Origin of the sequence: Pelagerythrobacter aerophilus (assembly GCF_003581645.1) — a bacterium.
Lineage (GTDB): Bacteria > Pseudomonadota > Alphaproteobacteria > Sphingomonadales > Sphingomonadaceae > Pelagerythrobacter > Pelagerythrobacter aerophilus.
On record NZ_QXFK01000014.1, the window covers coordinates 322429 to 340929 of the forward strand.

Here is an 18501-nt window from a genome sequence, read left to right on the forward strand (position 1 = left end):
CCAGGCCAACCCATGCGGAGCGCGCCCTCACCCCTCGATGCGCGAGAAGTCAGCCACTTTGTGCACTGCAGCACGGAAGCGTGCAAGCAGATCGAGCCGCGCGGCACGCTTCTTTTCTTCATCCGCGTTTACCGTCACTTCGTCGAAGAAGCGGTCGATCGGCGCACGCAGCGAGGCGAGCGCGGCCATGGCGGCGGCGAAGTCCTCCTGCTCTACGGCGCGCGCGGCTTCCGGCTCGGCGGCGTGCAACGCGTCGATCAGTGCCTTCTCGGCCGGCTCGGGCGTGTAGGACAGCCCGCTCGCGTGCCGCTCCGCCATCTTGGCCGCAACCACGGCCGCGAGATCGGGATCGTCGACGATCGCCAGCGGATCTTCCTCGCCGGTCTGCGCGATCTCGCCCTCGATCCCGCGCCAGTCCTCCTTCTTGAGGATGTTCGAGGCGCGCTTGTACGCGGCGAGCAGATTGGCGCCATCCTCGGTCGCGATAAAGGCCTGCAGTGCGTTCACACGAGCAAGAAGCCGCACGAGGTCGTCTTCGTTCCCGAGTGCGAAAACGGCGTCGATGAGATCGTGACGGACGCCGGCTTCGCGCTGCTGGACCTTGAGGCGATCGGCGAAGAAGTCGAGGAGTCCGCGCTCCGGCTCCCCTGTGGGCCACGGCATCCCGTCAACCGGCTCAGACCGAATGGCGGAAAGGTTGCACCGCAGACTATTGGTTTCGAGCAGCTGGATCACGCCGAGCGCTGCGCGACGCAAAGCAAAGGGATCCTTCGAGCCCGTCGGCTTCTCGTCGATCGAGAAGAAGCTGCGGAGCGTATCCAACTTGTCCGCCAAGCTCACCGCCACCGTCACCGGCGCGGTTGGCACCTGATCGCCCTGCCCGACTGGCTTGTAATGGTCCCGGATGGCGTCGGCGACTTCGTCTGACAGGCCCTCGGCGCGGGCGTAGTAACCGCCCATAAGACCCTGGAGTTCGGGGAATTCACCGACCATCTCGGTGACGAGGTCTGCCTTGGCGAGCCGGGCCGCCTGCTCGGCGAGGTCAGGGTTCGCACCCTTCACGATGCCCTCTTCCACCAGCCACCTTGCCAGCTTCGCGACACGCTCGACCTTGTGGGCGACGGTGCCGAGCCTCTCGTGGAAGGTGATCCGCTCAAGCTTCTTCGTCTGCTCGGTGAGCGAGGTCTTACGGTCCTGTTCCCAGAAGAAACGGGCGTCGGAAAGGCGCGCGGCGAGGACCTTGCGGTTGCCGTCGACGATCGCCGCGCCGCCGTCCGCCGCCTCGATATTGGCAGTGCAGACGAAGGCGTTGGCGAGCTTGCCGCCCTCATCCTCGCACACGAAATACTTCTGGTTGGTCCGCGCGGTGAGCTGGATGACCTCGGGCGGGACATCGAGAAAAGCTTCGTCGAAGCGGCCGAGCAGCGGCACGGGCCATTCGGTGAGGCCGGCGTTCTCGATCACCAGTCCCTCGTCCTCGACCAGCGTGAGCCCAGCCTTCGCCGCCGCCTTTTGCGCGCCCTCGCGGATCAGCGCGGCGCGTTCCTCCTGGTCGACGATCACATGGCAGGCACGCAGCTTCTCGGCGTAGTCGTGCGCGCCGCCGATGGTGATCTCGCCCGGGCAATGGAAACGGTGGCCGAGCGTGGCATAACCGGAGCGAACGCCGTCTACCGCGCACTCCACCAGTTCCTCCCCGAGGATCGCAACGATGCCCGAGAGCGGACGCACCCAGCGCAGCGATCCAGTCGAGACCGAGGCTGCACCCCAGCGCATGGATTTGGGCCAGGCGAAATCGCGTGCGATCGCAGGGATGGCTTCGGCAAGGAGGTCGCGCGTCGCGCGTCCGGGCTTCTCGATCACGGCGAACCAGGTCGCTCGCCCCTTGATCTCGCGCAGTTCGAGCTGGTCGCGAGTGACGCCGTTCTTGCGGCAGAAGCCGTCGATCGCCGCATCGGGCGCGCCTTCGGGCGGGCCCTTGGCTTCCTCGCTTACGGCCCTGGTGCTTTCGGGCAGACCCTGCGCGACGAGGGCAAGCCGGCGCGGAGTCGACCAGACGGTCACCTCGCCGACCTCGACGCCAGCCGCGTCCATCTCGCGGCGAAACAGCTTTTCGAACTCGGCGCGCGCGCCGGCCTGCATGCGAGCGGGAATTTCTTCGGAGCGAAGTTCGAGGAGGAAGTCGCTCATTTCGACCACTCCGGGTATTTCTCGGCCCAGCGCGGGGCTTCCTTCGCCATGTAGGCCTCGCAGCTACCGCGGGCGAGGTCGCGGACCTGGGCCATGTAGCTAGCCCGTTCCTGCACGCTGATGACGCCGCGCGCCTGGAGCAGGTTGAACACGTGGCTGGCTTCGATCGCCTGTTCGTAAGCGGCGATCGGTACGTTGTTGTCGAGACAGTTGCGGCATTCCGCCGCGGCCTTGCGGAAGAGATCGAACAGCGCGTCCGTATCGGCAACCTCGAAGTTCCACTTCGACATCTGCTTCTCGTTCTCGAGAAACACGTCCCCATAAGTGACGCCGCGGCCGTTGAAGTTCAGATCGTAAACGTTGTCGACGCCCTGGATGTACATCGCCAGGCGTTCGAGGCCGTAGGTCAGTTCGCCCGCGACCGGCTTGCAATCGAAGCCGCCCATCTGCTGGAAGTAGGTGAACTGCGTCACCTCCATCCCGTCGCACCAGACTTCCCAGCCCAGCCCCCAGGCGCCGAGCGTCGGACTTTCCCAGTCGTCCTCCACGAACCGAATGTCGTGCAGCAATGGGTCGATCCCGATCACCCGCAGGCTTTCGAGGTAGAGATCCTGAATGTCCGCCGGGCTCGGCTTCAGAATCACCTGATATTGATAGTAGTGCTGCAACCGGTTGGGGTTCTCGCCGTAGCGGCCGTCGGTGGGGCGGCGGCAGGGCTGAACGAAAGCAGCATTCCACGGCTCGGGTCCGAGCGCGCGTAGCGTCGTGGCCGTGTGGAACGTGCCGGCCCCCATCCGCATGTCGTAGGGCTGGAGAATCAGGCACCCCTGCGCGCTCCAGAAATCGTGGAGCGCGAGGATCATGTCCTGGAAGCTTTTCGAAGGGTTCCGGTCCATCGCGCCGCGCCATGGCGTAGCGGGCAAAACCCGTCAATGGTGCGGCAGGCATTCAGGCGGAATGACAGGTAGTCGCGACATGATGTCAGGTTATATTGACATAGTCAGCGAATCGCGACATATAGTCAGGCATACCTGACACTTGGAGAGGATCGCCATGTCGGCTTTGCAACGTGCCAAGCTTTACCTCGTCGCTTCGTATCTCGGCGCGGCTGCCACCTGCCTGCTGATCCTCGCGCTCGTATTCGGATGGCCGGACTTTGTGCGCGGATTTTCGATTGGCCTGCTGCTCGTCAGCCTGTTGATGTTGCTGCGGCGCAGGCTGCGTGACGAATACTTCAACGAGCTGTGGAAGGCTGGCGCGTCGATGGCGTTCCTCGCGGCCGTCGCCTGGTTCCTGCTCGCCGAAGGCGTCGCGCACGGGCTGGGCGGCGTCGACGGCGGTCCCTACTGGCCGGAGAGAATGACGGGGGTTGTCGCAATCGCCGCCTTCTTCATCGGCTTTCACGCCAAACGGCTGCAAAGCCGATGAACAACCGGCTGAAAGTGTTGAGAGCGGAACGCGACTGGAGCCAGGCCGAACTGGCCGTCCGGCTCGATGTCTCGCGCCAGGCCGTCAATGCTATCGAGACGGGCAAGCACGATCCGTCGCTGCCGCTGGCCTTTCGCATTGGCCGCTTGTTCGGAATGCCGATCGAGGAGATTTTCGATGATGGTCACGCATGACGACCGATCCCGGGGGCCGGACAGCGGCGGGATGACTTTCGGCAAGGCTCTCGGCGGGCTGGCGCTGGTGCTTGGCGCGATCTTTGCCGCGGGCGTCACCTTGGGCGTGGCAGTCGTTGCAGTGACCGATGGCCCGACCGGCCCCATGCTCGCGACGATCGCGATAATGCTCGCGGTCTGCGGCGTCTGCCTGTGGGGCCTGCTCCGGCTGAAGCCCTGGCCCGCAGGTGACGAGCCCGTCGCGCCGAGCCAGCGCCGCGCCCGTTCGATGCTCGTACTATCGGGAATCCTGGGCGGTGTCCTCGGCATTATCTTGTCGCTCGGGATGTTCGGCGACGAGGGAATAGACGTCGCTTTCAGCAACGCGCCGCTCGCACCGGCGGCCGCGGCAGTCATCCTCGCCGGGTGGCTCTTGGTCGTCCCAGTGCTCTCGTGGATATGGTGGCGCAATATCGACGAGCACGAGGCACAGGCGTACACCTCGGGCGCCGTTGTCGCGCTCTATTTCTATTACTTCGTCACGCCTGCGTGGTGGATCGGCTGGCGCGGCGGCTTCCTGCCGGAGCCGCAGCACATGCTCGTCTTCATCCTGGCGACGATCGCCTGGCTGGGCGGGTGGGCGTGGCACCGATATCGCTGACACCACAGACTTTCCCTGCAACAAGGATCCAGGAACGATGAAACTGAACCGCATCTCCATGAATATCCGCGCGCTGCTGCTCGGCGCCTCGGCCGGCGCCTTCGCGTTCGTCGCCCCGGTCCAGGCACAGGACGTCGCGCCCGCGGCTGCGGAGACGCAGGAGGCGGCAGCGGCGATCGCCACGCCGGCGCTGTGGAAGGTGGCCGACGAGGACACGACCATCTACCTTTTCGGCACGGTCCATGCGCTGCCCGACGGCATCGAGTGGTATCACGGCCCCCTCGCCAAAGCGCTCGGTTCGTCCGAAATCCTGGTGACCGAGATCGAGATGAACCCGGAGGCGATGGCCGCGACCCAGCAACTCGTGTTGGCCAAGGGCGTGCTGCCCGAGGGGCAGACGCTGCGCGACTTGCTGACCGAAGAACAGCGCGCCGCGTACGAGGCAGCGCTGGCCAAAGTCGACCTGCCGGCTGGCGCCTTCGACCGGTTCGAACCGTGGTACGGCGCCATGATGATGACCATGCTGCCGCTGCTCAAGCAGGGCTATTCGCTCGATGCCGGGGTCGAGAAGGTGCTGGAAACCAAGGCCGGTGACGGGATGGAGCGTGGCGCGCTCGAGACCGTCGATGAACAGCTCTCGATCTTCGACAACCTGCCGCAGGACGCGCAGATCGCGTTTCTGATGGAAACGGTCGAGGGGGTCGACGAGATCAAGGCAATGCTCGACGCGATGGTCGCGGAATGGGCCGAAGGCGACGCGACCGAGCTCGCGCGACTGATGAACGAAGGCATGACCGATCCGATACTGGCCGAGCGTCTGCTCTACGCCCGCAACGCCAATTGGGCGAAATGGATCGACGAACGGCTCGATGCGCCGGGCGCGGTGTTCATCGCGGTGGGTGCGGGCCACCTCGCGGGCGAGCAGAGTGTGCAGGACAAGCTCGCCGAGCTTGGCATCGAGGCCGCTCGGGTTCAGTGATCGGGCACATCCAGTGATCCGGCGACTGGCTTTCCCGTGGGCAGCCCTGCTTGCGCTCGCCGCCTGCGGGAAGGCCGATCCGCCCCCGGGCTTCGAAACCCCGCCTTCTCCCGCGCTGTTCGAAGTTTCCGCTCCTGGCGGCGCCGTGGAAGGGTGGATGTTCGGCACGATCCATTCATTGCCTGACGGCGTCGACTGGGAAACCGAGGCACTTGAGGGCGTGCTTTCGCGCGCAGACCTGCTGGTGGTCGAAGTGCGCGATCTGGATGACGCGTCGGGGCTGCGCAAGGCTTTCGCGGATCGCGCCTATACGGCCGATCAACCGCCCTTGGCTGAGAAAGTCCCCGACGCAATACGCGGCGATCTGCTCGCAGTGCTCGCCGAGCACGATATCATCGCGGACAGGTTCGGGGATATGGAGACCTGGGCGGCGGCACTTACGCTCGCACAATATGCCGAAACCGGAGAAGCGGCGAACGGTGTCGATCGTACTCTGCTTGCGCGAATTCCGCGCGAGAAGACGGTCGAACTGGAGGGCGCCGCACGGCAGCTCGATGTGTTCGATCGCTTGCCCGAGGCGGAGCAACGCGATCTTCTGGCAGCCGTGATCGCCAATATGACGCGGCAGGATCAGGATCCGATGCGCCATGCAGCCGATTGGTACGCAGGACGGATCGAGCACCTTGCCGATCCCGCGACGAGTGCGATCCTGGCCGATGCGGAGCTGCGCGAGGCGCTCTACGCCGGCCGCAATCGTCGCTGGGCGGATCGGCTCGTGGCGCTGCTCGGACGCGAGCCGCGCCCGCTGGTCGCCGTGGGGTCGGCCCATCTCGCGGGTGAGGATGGCCTGCCCGCACTGCTCGCCGCACGAGGTTACACAGTGCGACGCATCCAGTAGCGCGCTTGCATTCCCGCCCCGGTCCGCTATAGGCGCGCGCTTCCGGCCATGGTCATCCCTGGAGGCGTGGCGGAAACCTGTACTCAGAAGCATTTCGAAAGGTAAGCGACATGAGCGACGCTCTGACCCTGCCGGCCGAGACGCGCGATCGGGCTGGCAAGGGAGCCTCCCGTGCACTGCGTCGCGAAGGCCGTGTTCCCGCCGTCATCTACGGCGGCAAGGAAGCCCCCACCCCGATCCACGTCGAGGAACGCCTGCTGGTGAAGCAGCTTGGCACCGGCCACTTCATGAATTCGATCGTCGAGATCGAGTTCGGCGGCAAGACCCTGCGCACGCTGCCGAAGGACGTCGCTCTCCACCCGGTCACCGACCGCCCGATTCACGTCGACTTCCTGCGCCTCGCGAAGGGCGCCAAGGTCGATGTCGCCGTGCCGGTGCTGTTCGTGAACGAAGAAGCGAGCCCCGGCCTCAAGAAGGGCGGCGTGCTCAACGTCGTGCGTCACGAGCTCGAGCTGGTCTGCGAGGCGGACAAGATTCCGAGCGAGATCGAGATCGACGTCACCGGCCTCGAAGTCGGCGATTCGATCCACATCAGCCACGTCAACCTGCCCGCAGGTTCGGAAAGCGCGATCACCGACCGCGACTTCACCATCGCCACCGTCGTCGCCCCGTCCGCGCTCAAGCGCGCCGAGGCTGCCGAGGGCGAAGAACCCGCGGCCGACGAAGTTCCTGCCAGCGAGCAGAGCGACGAAGGCGAAGAAGAGGAAAGCGGCGAGGAATAATCCCGCCATTCCTTTTGCGGCTTTTTCGAAGCGCCGGTCCAGCGATGGGCCGGCGCTTTGTTTTTGCGCGCTCGTTTGTCTATCTACCGCGCCGCGATACGATGATGCTGACTCGCATCGCGAGCCCCGGGAGATACTGACTTGAGCGACACCGTTACCACCGCCGAAACCGTACCCGTCCCAGCTTCCGCAAAGGAGCGGACCGGTTGCACGCTCGAACAGTACGAGGCGATGTATCGCCGCAGCATCGAGGCGTCGGACGCGTTCTGGACCGAGCAGGCGCGGCGGCTCGACTGGTTTCGCGCGCCGACCACGATCGTCGACTGGAGCTACGATCCGGTTTCGATCAAGTGGTTCACCGACGGCACGCTCAACATCTGCCACAACGCAGTGGACCGCCATGTCGACGCGGGCCACGGCGACACCGTTGCCCTGATCTTCGAGCCCGATGATCCCGACGGCGCGGTGCGGCGCCTGACCTATGCCGATCTCCAGCGCGAGACGATCCGCATGGCAAACACGCTCAAAAAGATGGGCGTGGCGAAGGGCGACCGCGTCACGATCTACATGCCGATGATCCCCGAAGGCGCGATCGCCATGCTCGCCTGCGCGCGGATCGGCGCGGTCCATTCGGTGATCTTCGGCGGCTTTTCTCCCGACGCCATCGCCGGCCGGATCGAGGATTGCGCAAGCGACTGGGTCATCACCGCCGACGAAGGCCTCCGCGGATCGAAACCGATTCCGCTCAAGGCCAATGTGGATGCGGCGCTGGAGAAAGTCTCAGCCAAGGCGGTGCTGGTGGTCCGCCACACCAGCGCCGGCGTGCCGATGAAGAACGGGCGCGACCATTGGTATCACGAGTTGTCCGAGGGGGTCTTGGAAGAATGCCCGTGCGAGGAAATGAACGCGGAGGACCCGCTATTCATCCTCTACACCTCGGGTTCGACCGGCAAGCCCAAGGGGCTGCTGCATACTACCGGCGGCTACGCCGTCTGGGTCGAATCGACCTTCCGCCATGTGTTCGATTACCGCCCGGGCGAGATCTACTGGTGCACGGCGGACATCGGCTGGGTCACCGGCCACAGCTATATCGTTTACGGCCCGCTCCAGGCCGGGGCGATCGCGCTCATGTTCGAAGGCGTACCCAACTGGCCCGATCACGACCGTTTCTGGGCCGTGTGCGAAAAGCACAAGGTCAACATCTTCTACACCGCCCCGACCGCAATCCGCGCGCTGATGCGCGAGGGCCCCGAGCATGTGACCAAGCACGACCTGTCGAGCCTGCGGCTGCTCGGTACCGTGGGCGAGCCGATCAACCCCGAAGCTTGGCGCTGGTACCACGATACGGTCGGCAAAGGCGAAATCCCGGTCGTCGACACTTGGTGGCAGACCGAAACTGGCGGGATCATGATCACCACCCTGCCCGGCGCGCACCCGATGAAGCCGGGCAGCGCGGGCCGGCCCTTCTTCGGCGTCTGCCCGGAGATCGTCGACGGCGACGGCGAACCGATCAAGGGCGCAGGCTCGGGCAACTTGTGCATCACGCGGAGCTGGCCGGGCCAGGCGCGTACCGTCTACGGCGATCACGAGCGCTTCGTACAAACCTATTTCAGCACGTATGCCGGCAAGTACTTCACTGGCGACGGCTGCCGCCGCGACGAGGATGGATACTACTGGATCACCGGCCGGGTGGACGACGTGATCAACGTCTCCGGCCACCGCATGGGCACGGCGGAAGTCGAGAGTGCACTGGTGCTGCACCCCAAGGTCGCAGAAGCGGCCGTGGTCGGCTTCCCGCACGACATCAAGGGCCAGGGGATCTACTGCTACGTCACGCTCAACGCGGGCGAGGAGCCGTCCGACGCGCTTGCCGACGAACTGCGGCAGCAGGTTCGCAAGGAGATCGGCCCGATCGCCACACCCGACCACCTGCACTTCACCCCCGCCCTGCCCAAGACCCGCTCGGGCAAGATCATGCGCCGCATCCTGCGCAAGATCGCCGAGAACGACTACGGCTCGCTCGGCGATACCTCGACGCTGGCCGATCCCACGCTGGTCGACGGACTGATCGAGGGGCGGCTGAACCGGTAGGGCTTGCCGCCCCCGCCAAGCCGGCTAGGGAGCGCGGATGCAGATTTGGGCAGGCCTCGGTAACCCCGGACCGCAATACGCGCTCCACCGCCACAACGTGGGTTTCATGGCCTGCGACGTGATCGCGGAGATGCACGACTTCGGCCCGGTGCAGAAGAAGTTCTCCGGCTGGGTGCAGGAAGGCCGCATCGGCGGCGACAAGATCCTGCTCCTGAAGCCTGCAACCTATATGAACGAGAGCGGCCGCAGCGTGGGAGAGGCGCTGCGCTTCTACAAACTCGGCATCGAGGCGCTGACCGTGTTTCACGACGAGCTCGATCTCGCCCCATTCAAGGTCAAGGTCCGCACCGGCGGCGGGCTCGCCGGGCACAACGGCCTCAGGAGCATCGACAAGCACCTCGGGCCGGACTTCCGCCGCGTCCGCATCGGCATCGGCCACCCGGGGCACAAGGACCGCGTGACCGGCCATGTCCTCGGCAACTACGCGAAAGCGGAAATGGACGACCTGACCGACATGCTCGCCGCGATGGGCGCCGAAGCGGGATGGCTCGCCAAAGGCGAGGACGCGCGCTTCATGAGCGACGTGGCCCTGCGGATGCAGGATTGACCTCGCATCACCCGGTCGGGCTTCGCCGCACACGATCCCAGCTTTCGCTGGGATGACGAGAGTTGGATTGATCCCCCACCCTAGCTTTTCCCCTCGCCCAAGCCTATCGGGCCGGGCAAACCAGTTCTTCCGGAGTTATCGATGGGTTTCCGTTGCGGAATCGTCGGGCTGCCCAATGTCGGCAAGTCCACCCTGTTCAACGCGCTGACCGAGACGCAGGCGGCGCAGGCGGCGAATTATCCGTTCTGCACGATCGAGCCGAACGTCGGCCAGGTCGCCGTGCCCGACGATCGGCTCGAGAAGATCGCCGCGATCGCCGGGTCGGCGAAGATCATTCCCACCCAGCTCGCTTTCGTCGACATCGCGGGCCTCGTCAAAGGCGCGAGCAAGGGCGAAGGCCTCGGCAACCAGTTCCTCGGCAACATCCGCGAGGTCGATGCAATCGTCCACGTCCTGCGCTGCTTCGAGGACGACGACATCCAGCATGTCGCCAACAAGGTCGATCCGATCGCCGACGCCGAGGTGGTCGAGACCGAGCTGATGCTGGCCGATCTCGAAAGCCTCGAAAAGCGCGTTCCCGCCGCGGCCAAGAAGGCGACCGGCGGCGACAAGGAGGCGAAGGCGATGGCGAGCGTTCTCGGCCAGGCGCTGGACCTGCTGCGTGACGGCAAGCCCGCCCGGCTGACCGAGCCGAAGGACGACGAGGAAGCACGCCTGTTCGAACAGGCGCAGCTCCTCACCGCCAAGCCGGTGCTCTATGTCTGCAACGTCGCCGAGGAAGACGCAGCCGAGGGGAATGCGCTGAGCGCACAGGTGTTCGAGAAGGCCAAGGCTGAAGGCGCCGAAGCAGTCGTGGTGTCTGCAGCGATCGAGAGCGAACTGGTCGCGATGGAAGCGGACGAGCGCGCCGAATACCTGACCGAGCTGGGCCTTACCGAAAGCGGCCTCAGCCGGGTGATCCGTGCCGGTTACAAGCTGCTCGGCCTGCAGACGTTCTTCACCGCGGGGCCAAAGGAGGCGCGCGCCTGGACGTTCCCCGCCGGTGCCAAGGCGCCGCAGGCCGCCGGCGAGATCCACTCCGATTTCGAGCGCGGCTTTATTCGTGCTGAAACAATTGCCTTCGATGACTACGTCGCGCTCGGCGGCGAGACGGGTGCGCGCGAGGCCGGAAAGCTGCGGCAGGAAGGCAAGGAGTACCTCGTCCAGGACGGCGACGTCCTGCTGTTCAAGTTCAACGTCTGAACACGCGGAGTGACGAGATGCGCAGGCTTGCGAGTGCCCTCACCCTGACGGCGGCGGCGCTGCTCGCCGCCTGCGCACCGATTTCCCAAAGCACCGCTCCCGCGAACGCCAGCGCCGCGCAGGCCGAGCCGCGCGCACCCGTCACCATCCTCGTGTCGATCGACGGCTTTCGCGCCGACTATCTCGACCGCGGATTGACACCGACGCTCTCCACGCTCGCTGCCGACGGCGTGCGCGCGCCGATGCAGCCGTCCTTTCCCAGCAAGACTTTCCCCAACCACTGGACCCTGGTTACCGGCATGGTCCCCGATCATCACGGTATCGTGGCCAACCGGATCGAAGACCCCGCGCGTCCGGGCGAAGTGTTCACCATGGCCACGCTCGACCCCTGGTGGTGGAACGAAGCGAAACCCGTCTGGGTCGCCGCCGAGAAAGCCGGCATCCGCAGCGCGGCGATGTTCTGGCCGGGTTCGTCGGTCGCCTGGGGCGGCACCATGCCTGAGGGCGGCTGGGGACCAGTCAGCGACGGAACGCTGCCGCAGGATTGGCAGCAGTTCAGCATGCAGGTGACGAACGTCCAGCGTGTCAACACCGTGCTCGACTGGCTGCGCCGCCCGGCGGAGATCCGCCCCGCATTCGTCACGCTCTATTTCGATACGGTCGACACGGCGGGCCATGGCGGCGGGCCCGACAGCGAGGAGCTGAACGAGGCGCTGCGTGGCATCGATAGTGACATAGCCAGGTTGGTGGAGGGACTGGACGATCTCGGTCAACCGGCCAATCTCGTGATCGTCTCCGACCACGGCATGGCGGCGACGAATTCCGAGCGTGTGATCGCACTCGATCAGGTGCTGGATGCCTCGCTCTACCGGCTCGTCGAGGGCGGCGCTTATGCCACGTTCGAGCCGACCGAGGGCAATGCGGCCGCGCTCGAAGAGGCGCTCCTGCGCGAGCACGAGCATATGCAATGCTGGCGCAAGGGCGAGATGCCAAAGCGTTTCGCTTACGGCACGCACCGCCGCATTCCGCCCTACTTCTGTCTTCCGGAGGTGGGTTGGACGGTCGCCCCGACGCAGCCCGAGCAGGCGTGGAGCGGTGGCAGCCATGGCTACGACCCTGCCGCGCCGGAGATGGCCGCGCTCTTCATCGCCAATGGGCCCGCCTTCCGCAGCGGCGCGGCTCTGCCGTCGTTCCGCAACACCGCGATAATGCCGCTGGTCCGCGAGTTGATCGGGCTGCCGCAGGCTGCCGAGGCCGACGGCTCGCTTGAGCCGGTGCGCGGGGCGCTGTCGCCGGAGCGATAAAGGCTCCGGCGCCGGGCACCAATTCTCTCCCCGTCCGTTTCGCCAGGAATTTCAAAGGGGAGAGCGATGGTAGACAAGTCCGAGAAGTTTCGCTGGCTCGTGCGCCTTGGCTTTGCGGCGCGGGGGATCGTCTATCTCCTGCTCGGCTATATCGCGCTCGGCACCGCAGGCGAGGCACAGAACGGCCAGTCGGCGGTGTTCGACTATATTCAGGAAGTCCCCTTCGGCACGCCGTTGCTGTGGATCATGGCCCTGGGCCTGCTCGGTTACGCAGCGTTCAAGTTCCTCTCCGCCTTCGCGGATATCCAGCACCGCGGCAACGACACCATGGGAGCTGTGAAGCGCATCGGCGATGCCGCCAGCGGTGTAGCGCACAGCTTTCTCGCCTATGCCTGCTATCAGTTTGCCAGCGGCGCTCAGCGGAGTTCGGACGGCGGCTCGAGCGGCGAGGAGATGGCCGGCTCCGTACTATCGATGGAACTCGGTTCGGTAGTCATCGGCGCCGTCGGGCTGGGCTTTCTGGTGACCGGCGTCATGCAGGGCAAGAAAGCCTGGACTTGCGAGTTCATGCACAGGATCAGCGGCCGCGCGCCTTCCGGAGTGCGGACCATCGGCCGCATCGGACACGCCGCGCGGGCGATCGTGTTCGCGATCATCGGGTGGTCAATGGTGCAAGGCGCTTGGTTCGCGCAGGAAAGCCAGATCAAGGGGCTTGGCGAAGCGATACTCTCGCTGCGGGACATGGGCGCGCTCTACACATTGGTTGCCGTGGGTCTGATGCTGTTCGGCGCGTTCAGTCTCGTGCTGGCGCGCTACCGGATCATCCCGGATCTCGGCCCGCGCGGACTGCGGCCAAGCTTTCGCACCTAGGCGAACGCCGCGAGGATCGGACAGGGTCCCTCCCCGCCCTTCCCGCAGTCCGCAGCAAGCTTCGAGAGCGAGGCGCGCGCAGCGGTGAGCTGCGCAATTTGCGCATCGAGCGCCGCAATCCGCTCGCGGGCCATATCGCGGGCACGCGGCCGGTCGTCGGTGCGGTCGAGATCGATCAGTTCAGCGATCTCCGCCAGCGTAAACCCCGCCGTCTGCGCCTGCTTGACGTAGCGCAGGCGGCGCAGGTCGTCGGGGCCGTAGTGCCGCCCACCGGGCGCATCGCCGCGCGGAACCTGTAGCAATCCCTTGCGCTGGTAGAAGCGCACGGTCTCCACGCCGACACCGCCGGCCTTCGCGAGATCCGAGATGCGCATCGCTTTCATGCTTGACTCCGTACCGTAGTACGGAGGTTATGGGTGCCTTCATGACTGGAAACAAGACCGCCCGCCTCCATCGCATGGTGATGGACAAACACATCTGCCCCTACGGCGTGAAAGCGAAGTGGCTGCTCGAACGCCACGGCTACACGGTAGATGACAACTGGCTGACGACTCGCGAGGAGACCGACGCGTTCAAGCGCGAGCACGACGTCGCGACCACCCCGCAGACCTTCATCGATGGCAAGCGCATCGGCGGCTACACAGAGTTGCGCGCCTTCCTCGGCAAGCCGCTGCCCGAGAAGGGCGCGACCAGCTACACGCCGGTGATTGCCGTGTTCGTCATCGCGGCTGCGCTGGGAATGGCCGTCAGCCAATTCATGTTCGGCTCGCCCTTCACCATTCGTGCGGCAGAGTGGTTCGTCGCCTTCACCATGGCGATCCTCGCGATGCTCAAGCTGCAGGACGTCGAGCAGTTCTCGACGATGTTCCTCGGCTACGACCTGCTTGCCAAGCGCTTCGTGCCCTACGCCTATGCCTACCCGTTCCTGGAGGCCGGCGCCGGTGTGCTGATGGCGGCGCACGCGCTCGACTGGCTCTCCATTCCCGTGGCGCTGTTCATCGGCACCATCGGTGCGGTCAGCGTGTTCTACGCCGTCTATGTGCAGAAGCGCGAGATCAAGTGTGCCTGTGTCGGCGGATCGAGCGATGTGCCGCTGGGCTTCGTCTCGCTGACCGAAAACCTGTTCATGATCGGCATGGCGATCTGGATGCTCTTCATGCCGTGAGGTGATCGCGCTCTATGGCGTTGACCGTCGGATGCGTTACACGATCCGTGCCCGATTCAGCTTGAGGGGACGAGATGAACTATTACGAGGATATTCAAGTCGGCGCGAAGCAGAGCTTCGGCCGCTATGAAGTCACGCGCGAGGAGGTGACCGATTTCGCCTCGAAGTACGATCCACAGCCCTTTCACCTCGACGACGAAGCTGCAGCGAAGACGCACTTCGGCCGGCTCTCCGCCAGCGGATGGCACACCTGCGCGATGACCATGGCGATGCTGGTCGAGAACATGAAGTCGCAAACGCAGGCGGGGCTGGGTTCGCCCGGTGTCGATCAGCTCAAATGGCTGCGGCCCGTCTACCCCGGCGACACGCTGCGGTGCGAGACCGAAGTGATCGAGAAGCGGCGCAGCAAGTCCCGGCGCGACATGGGCCTGTTCAAGTCGCGCGTTCGGGTCTTCAACCAGGATGACACGCCGGTGCTGGAGATGACCTCCAACGGCCTGATCAGTGTGCGCGATCCGGAAGCTCCGATCGAGGACTAGCGGCTCACGAGCCGCACTGCGCAATGCCCGTTTCGGTATAGACGGTCTGGTCGCGCGCATTGCGCAGCACCAGGCGCGCGGGAAAGTCGATCGTCTCGGTTCCGCTCGGCGTGCCTTCCTCGGCCGCGATGTCGAGGATCAAGGCAAACTCCCTTCCGTCGTACTTGCCGCGCGTTCCGAGCGGCAGTTCCGGGCTGCCGGCGTCGGGCGCGAGGCGGTGGAGTTCGCCTTCGACCTTGATGTAGGCGCCGCGCTCGCTGGCGAGAGCAAGCACCCCCGCTCCGTCCGGAGCCTCGGCGGGCTGGCCGCCCGGCATGAAGCTGCAACCGGCCCCGAACAGGTCGTATCGCTCGACATCGGCGAAGAGGATCGGTTCCGGCGTCACGGGTTCGGGAGGGATGATCTGCGCTGCCTCGATCGCGGCGATGGCGCGTTCTTCCGCCGCCTCCTGCTGCGCCGGCGTCAGTTCGGGCTCGCTGCAGGCCATGAGCAGGAACGAGAGGAAGAGAACCGCTTTTCTCATCTCAATGTCTCCCGAACAGCTTCTCGACGTCTTCCATCCTAAGCTTGACCCATGTCGGGCGGCCGTGATTGCACTGGCCCGATCGCGGCGTGCGCTCCATTTCACGCAGGAGCGCGTTCATCTCGGTGACCGAGAGCGTACGCCCCGCGCGGACCGAGCCGTGGCAGGCCATGGTCGCGAGCACGAGATCGAGCTTTTCGCCGAGCAGCAGCGCCTCGCCGTGGTTGGCGAGATCGTCGGCAATGTCCTGCAGCAGCTTGTGCGGATCGGACTTGCCCAGCGCATGCGGGATGCTCCGCACGAGCATCGCGCCGGGACCGAAGCGCTCGATAGCGAGACCCAGCGCGCCTAGCTTGTCCGCCGCATCCTCGAGTCGGTCGCAGGCCGGCTCGTCGAGTTCGACGACTTCGGGAATGAGCAGCGCCTGCGCCCGTGCGACCGAGTCCCCCGCCCCCGCCGCGCGTAACCGTTCGAGCACGAGCCGTTCGTGCGCCGCATGCTGATCCACGATCACCAGCCCGTCTGCGGCCTCGGCCACGATGTAGGTATTGGCAACCTGTCCGCGCGCGATCCCGAGCGGGTACTCGGTCGCCTCCTCCGACAGCGGAGCCGCTTCTTCCGCTCGGCCCTGCGGCGCAGCCATGACCTGGCTTTCGTAGCTGCGCCAGGCATCAGAGGTCTCGCGCACGCTGCTCTGCGGACGAGACCAGTCGCGGCCCGAGAATATCGTTTCGAGCGCGCTCGGCCGCTCCGGTGTTCCCGTCGGTTCAGCCTGCCAGCGCGCCATCGCGCCCGCGTCGGGCGTCTGCGCACTGCGCTTGTCGCCTGTGGCGAGCGCCTGGCGCAGGCCGGAGACGATGAACCCGCGCACTGCCGGCGCATCGCGGAAGCGCACCTCGGTCTTGGCCGGATGGACGTTCACGTCCACTTCCTCCGGCGGCAGCTCGAGGAACAGCGCGAGGACCGCGTGCCTGTCACGTGCAAGCATGTCGGCATAGGCGCCGCGCACCGCGCCGGTCAGCGTCCGGTCCTTCACGGGGCGTCCATTGACGAACAGATACTGGTGATCGGCAACACCGCGGTTGTAGGTCGGCAGACCCGCGATCCCGGTTAGCCGCATGGCCCCGCGTTCGAGATCGATAGCGACGCCGTTGTCCGCCAGCTCGCGCGCCACGATCTCCGCCACTCGCTGACCCAGCGGTTGACCGGACTGAAGCGAGAGGATGCGCCGGTCGCCATGTTCGAAGGTGAAGGCGATGTCGGGCCGCGCCATCGCGAGACGACGCACGACTTCGTGACAGGCACCGTATTCGCTGCGCGCCGTGCGCAGGAACTTGCGCCGTGCGGGAATCTTGCCGAACAGGTTCTCGACTCGCACTCGCGTGCCGGGCGGCAGCGCTGCCGGGCCATCCTCGCGCAGTTTGCCATGATCGACCACACGCCGCCATCCATCCGCCACGCCTTGCGGACGGCTCTCCAGCGTGAGGCGCGCGACACTGGCGATCGAGGGCAGCGCCTCCCCCCTGAAGCCGAGCGTCGCGACCTGCTCGATCGCATCGTCGGGCAGCTTGGAGGTGGCATGACGCTCGAGAGCGAGCTCCATTTCATCCGGGGCCATGCCGCACCCGTCGTCCGTCACCTCGATCCGGGCGAGGCCTCCATCGGCGATCTTCACCGCGATCCGGGAGGCGCCGGAATCGATTGCGTTCTCGACCAGTTCCTTGAGCGCGGCCGCAGGCCGCTCGACCACTTCGCCCGCGGCGATGCGGTTGACCAGATTCTCGGGCAGGCGGCGTATCTGCGGCATGGATGCCATGGCCTAGCGGCGAAGCGCCATGAATTCGAGGCCGGCAGTGAAATTTGCCCCCGAGTTTCGTCATATTTCTTTTGGCCTTTTTCCGCAGCTTTGGGTAAGGACCCGCCGTCCCTGTCAGATGCGGGTTACGGCAGTCGCAGGCATCTGCGGCAAGGGCCCGAAACACTTACGGAAACACGCAACCGCATGAGCTTCTTTTCCAACATGTTCAAATTCGGCTCTCCCAACCTGGCGATCGACCTCGGAACTGCGAACACATTGGTCTACGTTCAGGACCAGGGCATCGTCTTGAACGAACCCTCGGTGGTCGCGATCGAGACGATCAACGGAATCAAGCGGGTCAAGGCGGTTGGCGACGACGCCAAGATGATGATGGGCAAGACGCCCGACAGCATCGAAGCGATCCGTCCGCTCCGCGACGGCGTGATTGCGGACATCGAAATCGCGGAAGAGATGATCAAGCACTTCATCCGCAAGGTGCATGGGAAGCGGAGCCTGTTCCGCTATCCCGAGATCACGATCTGCGTCCCCTCGGGCTCGACCTCGGTCGAACGCCGCGCGATCCGCGATGCGGCAAGCAACGCCGGCGCGAGCGCGGTCTATCTGATTCTCGAGCCCATGGCCGCCGCTATCGGCGCCGATATGCCGGTGACGGAGCCGGTCGGCTCGATGGTGGTCGACATCGGCGGCGGGACGACCGAAGTCGCGGTGCTTTCGCTGCGCGGCCTCGCCTACACCACGTCGGTCCGCACCGGGGGCGACAAGATGGACGAGGCGATCGTCTCCTACGTCCGCCGCCATCACAATCTGCTGATCGGCGAAGCAACGGCGGAGCGGATCAAGAAGGATTACGGCATCGCCACCGTGCCCGAGGACGGCGTCGGCGATATCATCACGCTCAAGGGCCGCGACCTCGTGAACGGCGTGCCCAAGGAAATCACCATCAACCAGGCGCATGTCGCCGAAGCCCTCGCCGAGCCTATCGGCGCGATTGTCGAAGGCGTGCGCATCGCGCTCGAGAACACAGCGCCCGAATTGGCCGCCGATATCGTCGACCAGGGTATCGTCCTCACGGGCGGCGGCGCGCTGATCCAGGGGCTCGATGAGCACCTGCGCGAAGAAACCGGTCTTCCGGTCAGCATCGCGGAAGATCCGCTGTCCTGCGTCGCCATCGGCACCGGCCGGGCGATGGAAGATCCGATCTATCGCGGCGTGCTGATGACCGCTTGAGGG

Annotated in this window: 19 protein-coding genes; 14 read left to right on the forward strand and 5 right to left on the reverse strand. The window is 65.5% G+C overall.

Annotated elements, in window-relative coordinates:
- Nucleotides 1–27: 27 nt before the first annotated feature.
- Together glyS and D2V04_RS05400 are read right to left on the reverse strand one after the other, a co-directional pair.
- Nucleotides 28–2190: a glycine--tRNA ligase subunit beta gene (gene glyS / locus D2V04_RS05395; RefSeq protein WP_119512259.1), complete on the reverse strand. Its 2163-nt coding sequence runs from the start codon at nucleotides 2188–2190 to the stop codon at nucleotides 28–30.
- Entirely contained in the window at nucleotides 2187–3086 is a 900-nt protein-coding gene (locus D2V04_RS05400) for a glycine--tRNA ligase subunit alpha (protein ID WP_119512260.1), read from the reverse strand. The genes glyS and D2V04_RS05400 overlap by 4 nt, the downstream gene beginning before the upstream one ends.
- 157 nt (nucleotides 3087–3243) lie before the next feature.
- Between D2V04_RS05400 and D2V04_RS05405 the strand changes: the two genes are divergently transcribed.
- The 11 genes from D2V04_RS05405 (at nucleotide 3244) to D2V04_RS05455 (ending at nucleotide 13225) form a co-directional block, all read left to right on the forward strand.
- The gene (locus tag D2V04_RS05405; protein ID WP_119512261.1) at nucleotides 3244–3618 is read left to right on the forward strand and encodes a hypothetical protein; all 375 of its coding nucleotides are present in this window, start codon (nucleotides 3244–3246) and stop codon (nucleotides 3616–3618) included.
- Nucleotides 3615–3812 (forward strand): helix-turn-helix transcriptional regulator, encoded by a 198-nt coding sequence (locus D2V04_RS05410; protein ID WP_119512262.1) that lies wholly within the window; start codon nucleotides 3615–3617, stop codon nucleotides 3810–3812. The genes D2V04_RS05405 and D2V04_RS05410 overlap by 4 nt, the downstream gene beginning before the upstream one ends.
- Nucleotides 3796–4452: a hypothetical protein gene (locus tag D2V04_RS05415; protein ID WP_119512263.1), complete on the forward strand. Its 657-nt coding sequence runs from the start codon at nucleotides 3796–3798 to the stop codon at nucleotides 4450–4452. Before D2V04_RS05410 ends, D2V04_RS05415 begins: the two co-directional genes overlap by 17 nt.
- 37 nt (nucleotides 4453–4489) lie before the next feature.
- Nucleotides 4490–5431, forward strand: coding sequence for a TraB/GumN family protein (locus tag D2V04_RS05420; protein ID WP_228766275.1), 942 nt, complete (start codon nucleotides 4490–4492; stop codon nucleotides 5429–5431).
- 13 nt (nucleotides 5432–5444) lie between these two features.
- Nucleotides 5445–6329 carry a TraB/GumN family protein gene (locus D2V04_RS05425; RefSeq protein ID WP_182849671.1) on the forward strand — a complete coding sequence of 295 codons (885 nt, stop codon included), beginning with the start codon at nucleotides 5445–5447 and terminating at the stop codon, nucleotides 6327–6329.
- 110 nt (nucleotides 6330–6439) lie between these two features.
- On the forward strand, nucleotides 6440–7111 hold the full coding sequence (locus D2V04_RS05430) for a 50S ribosomal protein L25/general stress protein Ctc (RefSeq protein WP_119512265.1): 672 nt from the start codon (nucleotides 6440–6442) through the stop codon (nucleotides 7109–7111).
- Between the two features lie 141 nt (nucleotides 7112–7252).
- A complete protein-coding gene (gene acs / locus D2V04_RS05435; protein ID WP_119512266.1) occupies nucleotides 7253–9202 on the forward strand; it encodes an acetate--CoA ligase in 1950 nt (649 codons plus the stop codon).
- Nucleotides 9203–9239: 37 nt separating this feature from the next.
- Nucleotides 9240–9809, forward strand: coding sequence for an aminoacyl-tRNA hydrolase (pth, locus tag D2V04_RS05440; RefSeq protein ID WP_119512267.1), 570 nt, complete (start codon nucleotides 9240–9242; stop codon nucleotides 9807–9809).
- Nucleotides 9810–9950: 141 nt separating this feature from the next.
- Nucleotides 9951–11051 carry a redox-regulated ATPase YchF gene (gene ychF, locus D2V04_RS05445; RefSeq protein ID WP_119512268.1) on the forward strand — a complete coding sequence of 367 codons (1101 nt, stop codon included), beginning with the start codon at nucleotides 9951–9953 and terminating at the stop codon, nucleotides 11049–11051.
- A gap of 17 nt (nucleotides 11052–11068) precedes the next feature.
- Complete coding sequence (locus tag D2V04_RS05450) at nucleotides 11069–12355, forward strand: alkaline phosphatase family protein (protein ID WP_119512269.1); 1287 nt, start codon at nucleotides 11069–11071, stop codon at nucleotides 12353–12355.
- Between the two features lie 66 nt (nucleotides 12356–12421).
- Nucleotides 12422–13225: a DUF1206 domain-containing protein gene (locus tag D2V04_RS05455; protein ID WP_119512270.1), complete on the forward strand. Its 804-nt coding sequence runs from the start codon at nucleotides 12422–12424 to the stop codon at nucleotides 13223–13225.
- Here D2V04_RS05455 and D2V04_RS05460 read toward each other — a convergent pair.
- Entirely contained in the window at nucleotides 13222–13608 is a 387-nt protein-coding gene (locus D2V04_RS05460; protein ID WP_228766276.1) for a MerR family transcriptional regulator, read from the reverse strand. The two genes, D2V04_RS05455 and D2V04_RS05460, sit on opposite strands and share 4 nt — an antisense overlap.
- A 41-nt stretch (nucleotides 13609–13649) precedes the next feature.
- On the opposite strand from D2V04_RS05460, the gene D2V04_RS05465 reads away from it, so the two are divergent.
- Nucleotides 13650–14390: a MauE/DoxX family redox-associated membrane protein gene (locus D2V04_RS05465; protein WP_119512602.1), complete on the forward strand. Its 741-nt coding sequence runs from the start codon at nucleotides 13650–13652 to the stop codon at nucleotides 14388–14390.
- 74 nt (nucleotides 14391–14464) lie between these two features.
- Nucleotides 14465–14929: a MaoC family dehydratase gene (locus D2V04_RS05470; RefSeq protein ID WP_119512272.1), complete on the forward strand. Its 465-nt coding sequence runs from the start codon at nucleotides 14465–14467 to the stop codon at nucleotides 14927–14929.
- A 4-nt stretch (nucleotides 14930–14933) separates the two neighbouring features.
- Here D2V04_RS05470 and D2V04_RS05475 read toward each other — a convergent pair whose 3' ends face one another.
- The gene (locus tag D2V04_RS05475; protein ID WP_119512273.1) at nucleotides 14934–15452 is read right to left on the reverse strand and encodes a hypothetical protein; all 519 of its coding nucleotides are present in this window, start codon (nucleotides 15450–15452) and stop codon (nucleotides 14934–14936) included.
- 1 nt (nucleotide 15453) lies between these two features.
- A complete protein-coding gene (mutL, locus tag D2V04_RS05480) occupies nucleotides 15454–17259 on the reverse strand; it encodes a DNA mismatch repair endonuclease MutL (protein ID WP_119512274.1) in 1806 nt (601 codons plus the stop codon).
- A gap of 195 nt (nucleotides 17260–17454) precedes the next feature.
- Between mutL and D2V04_RS05485 the strand changes: the two genes are divergently transcribed.
- A complete protein-coding gene (locus tag D2V04_RS05485) occupies nucleotides 17455–18498 on the forward strand; it encodes a rod shape-determining protein (protein WP_119512275.1) in 1044 nt (347 codons plus the stop codon).
- Nucleotides 18499–18501: the final 3 nt, after the last annotated feature.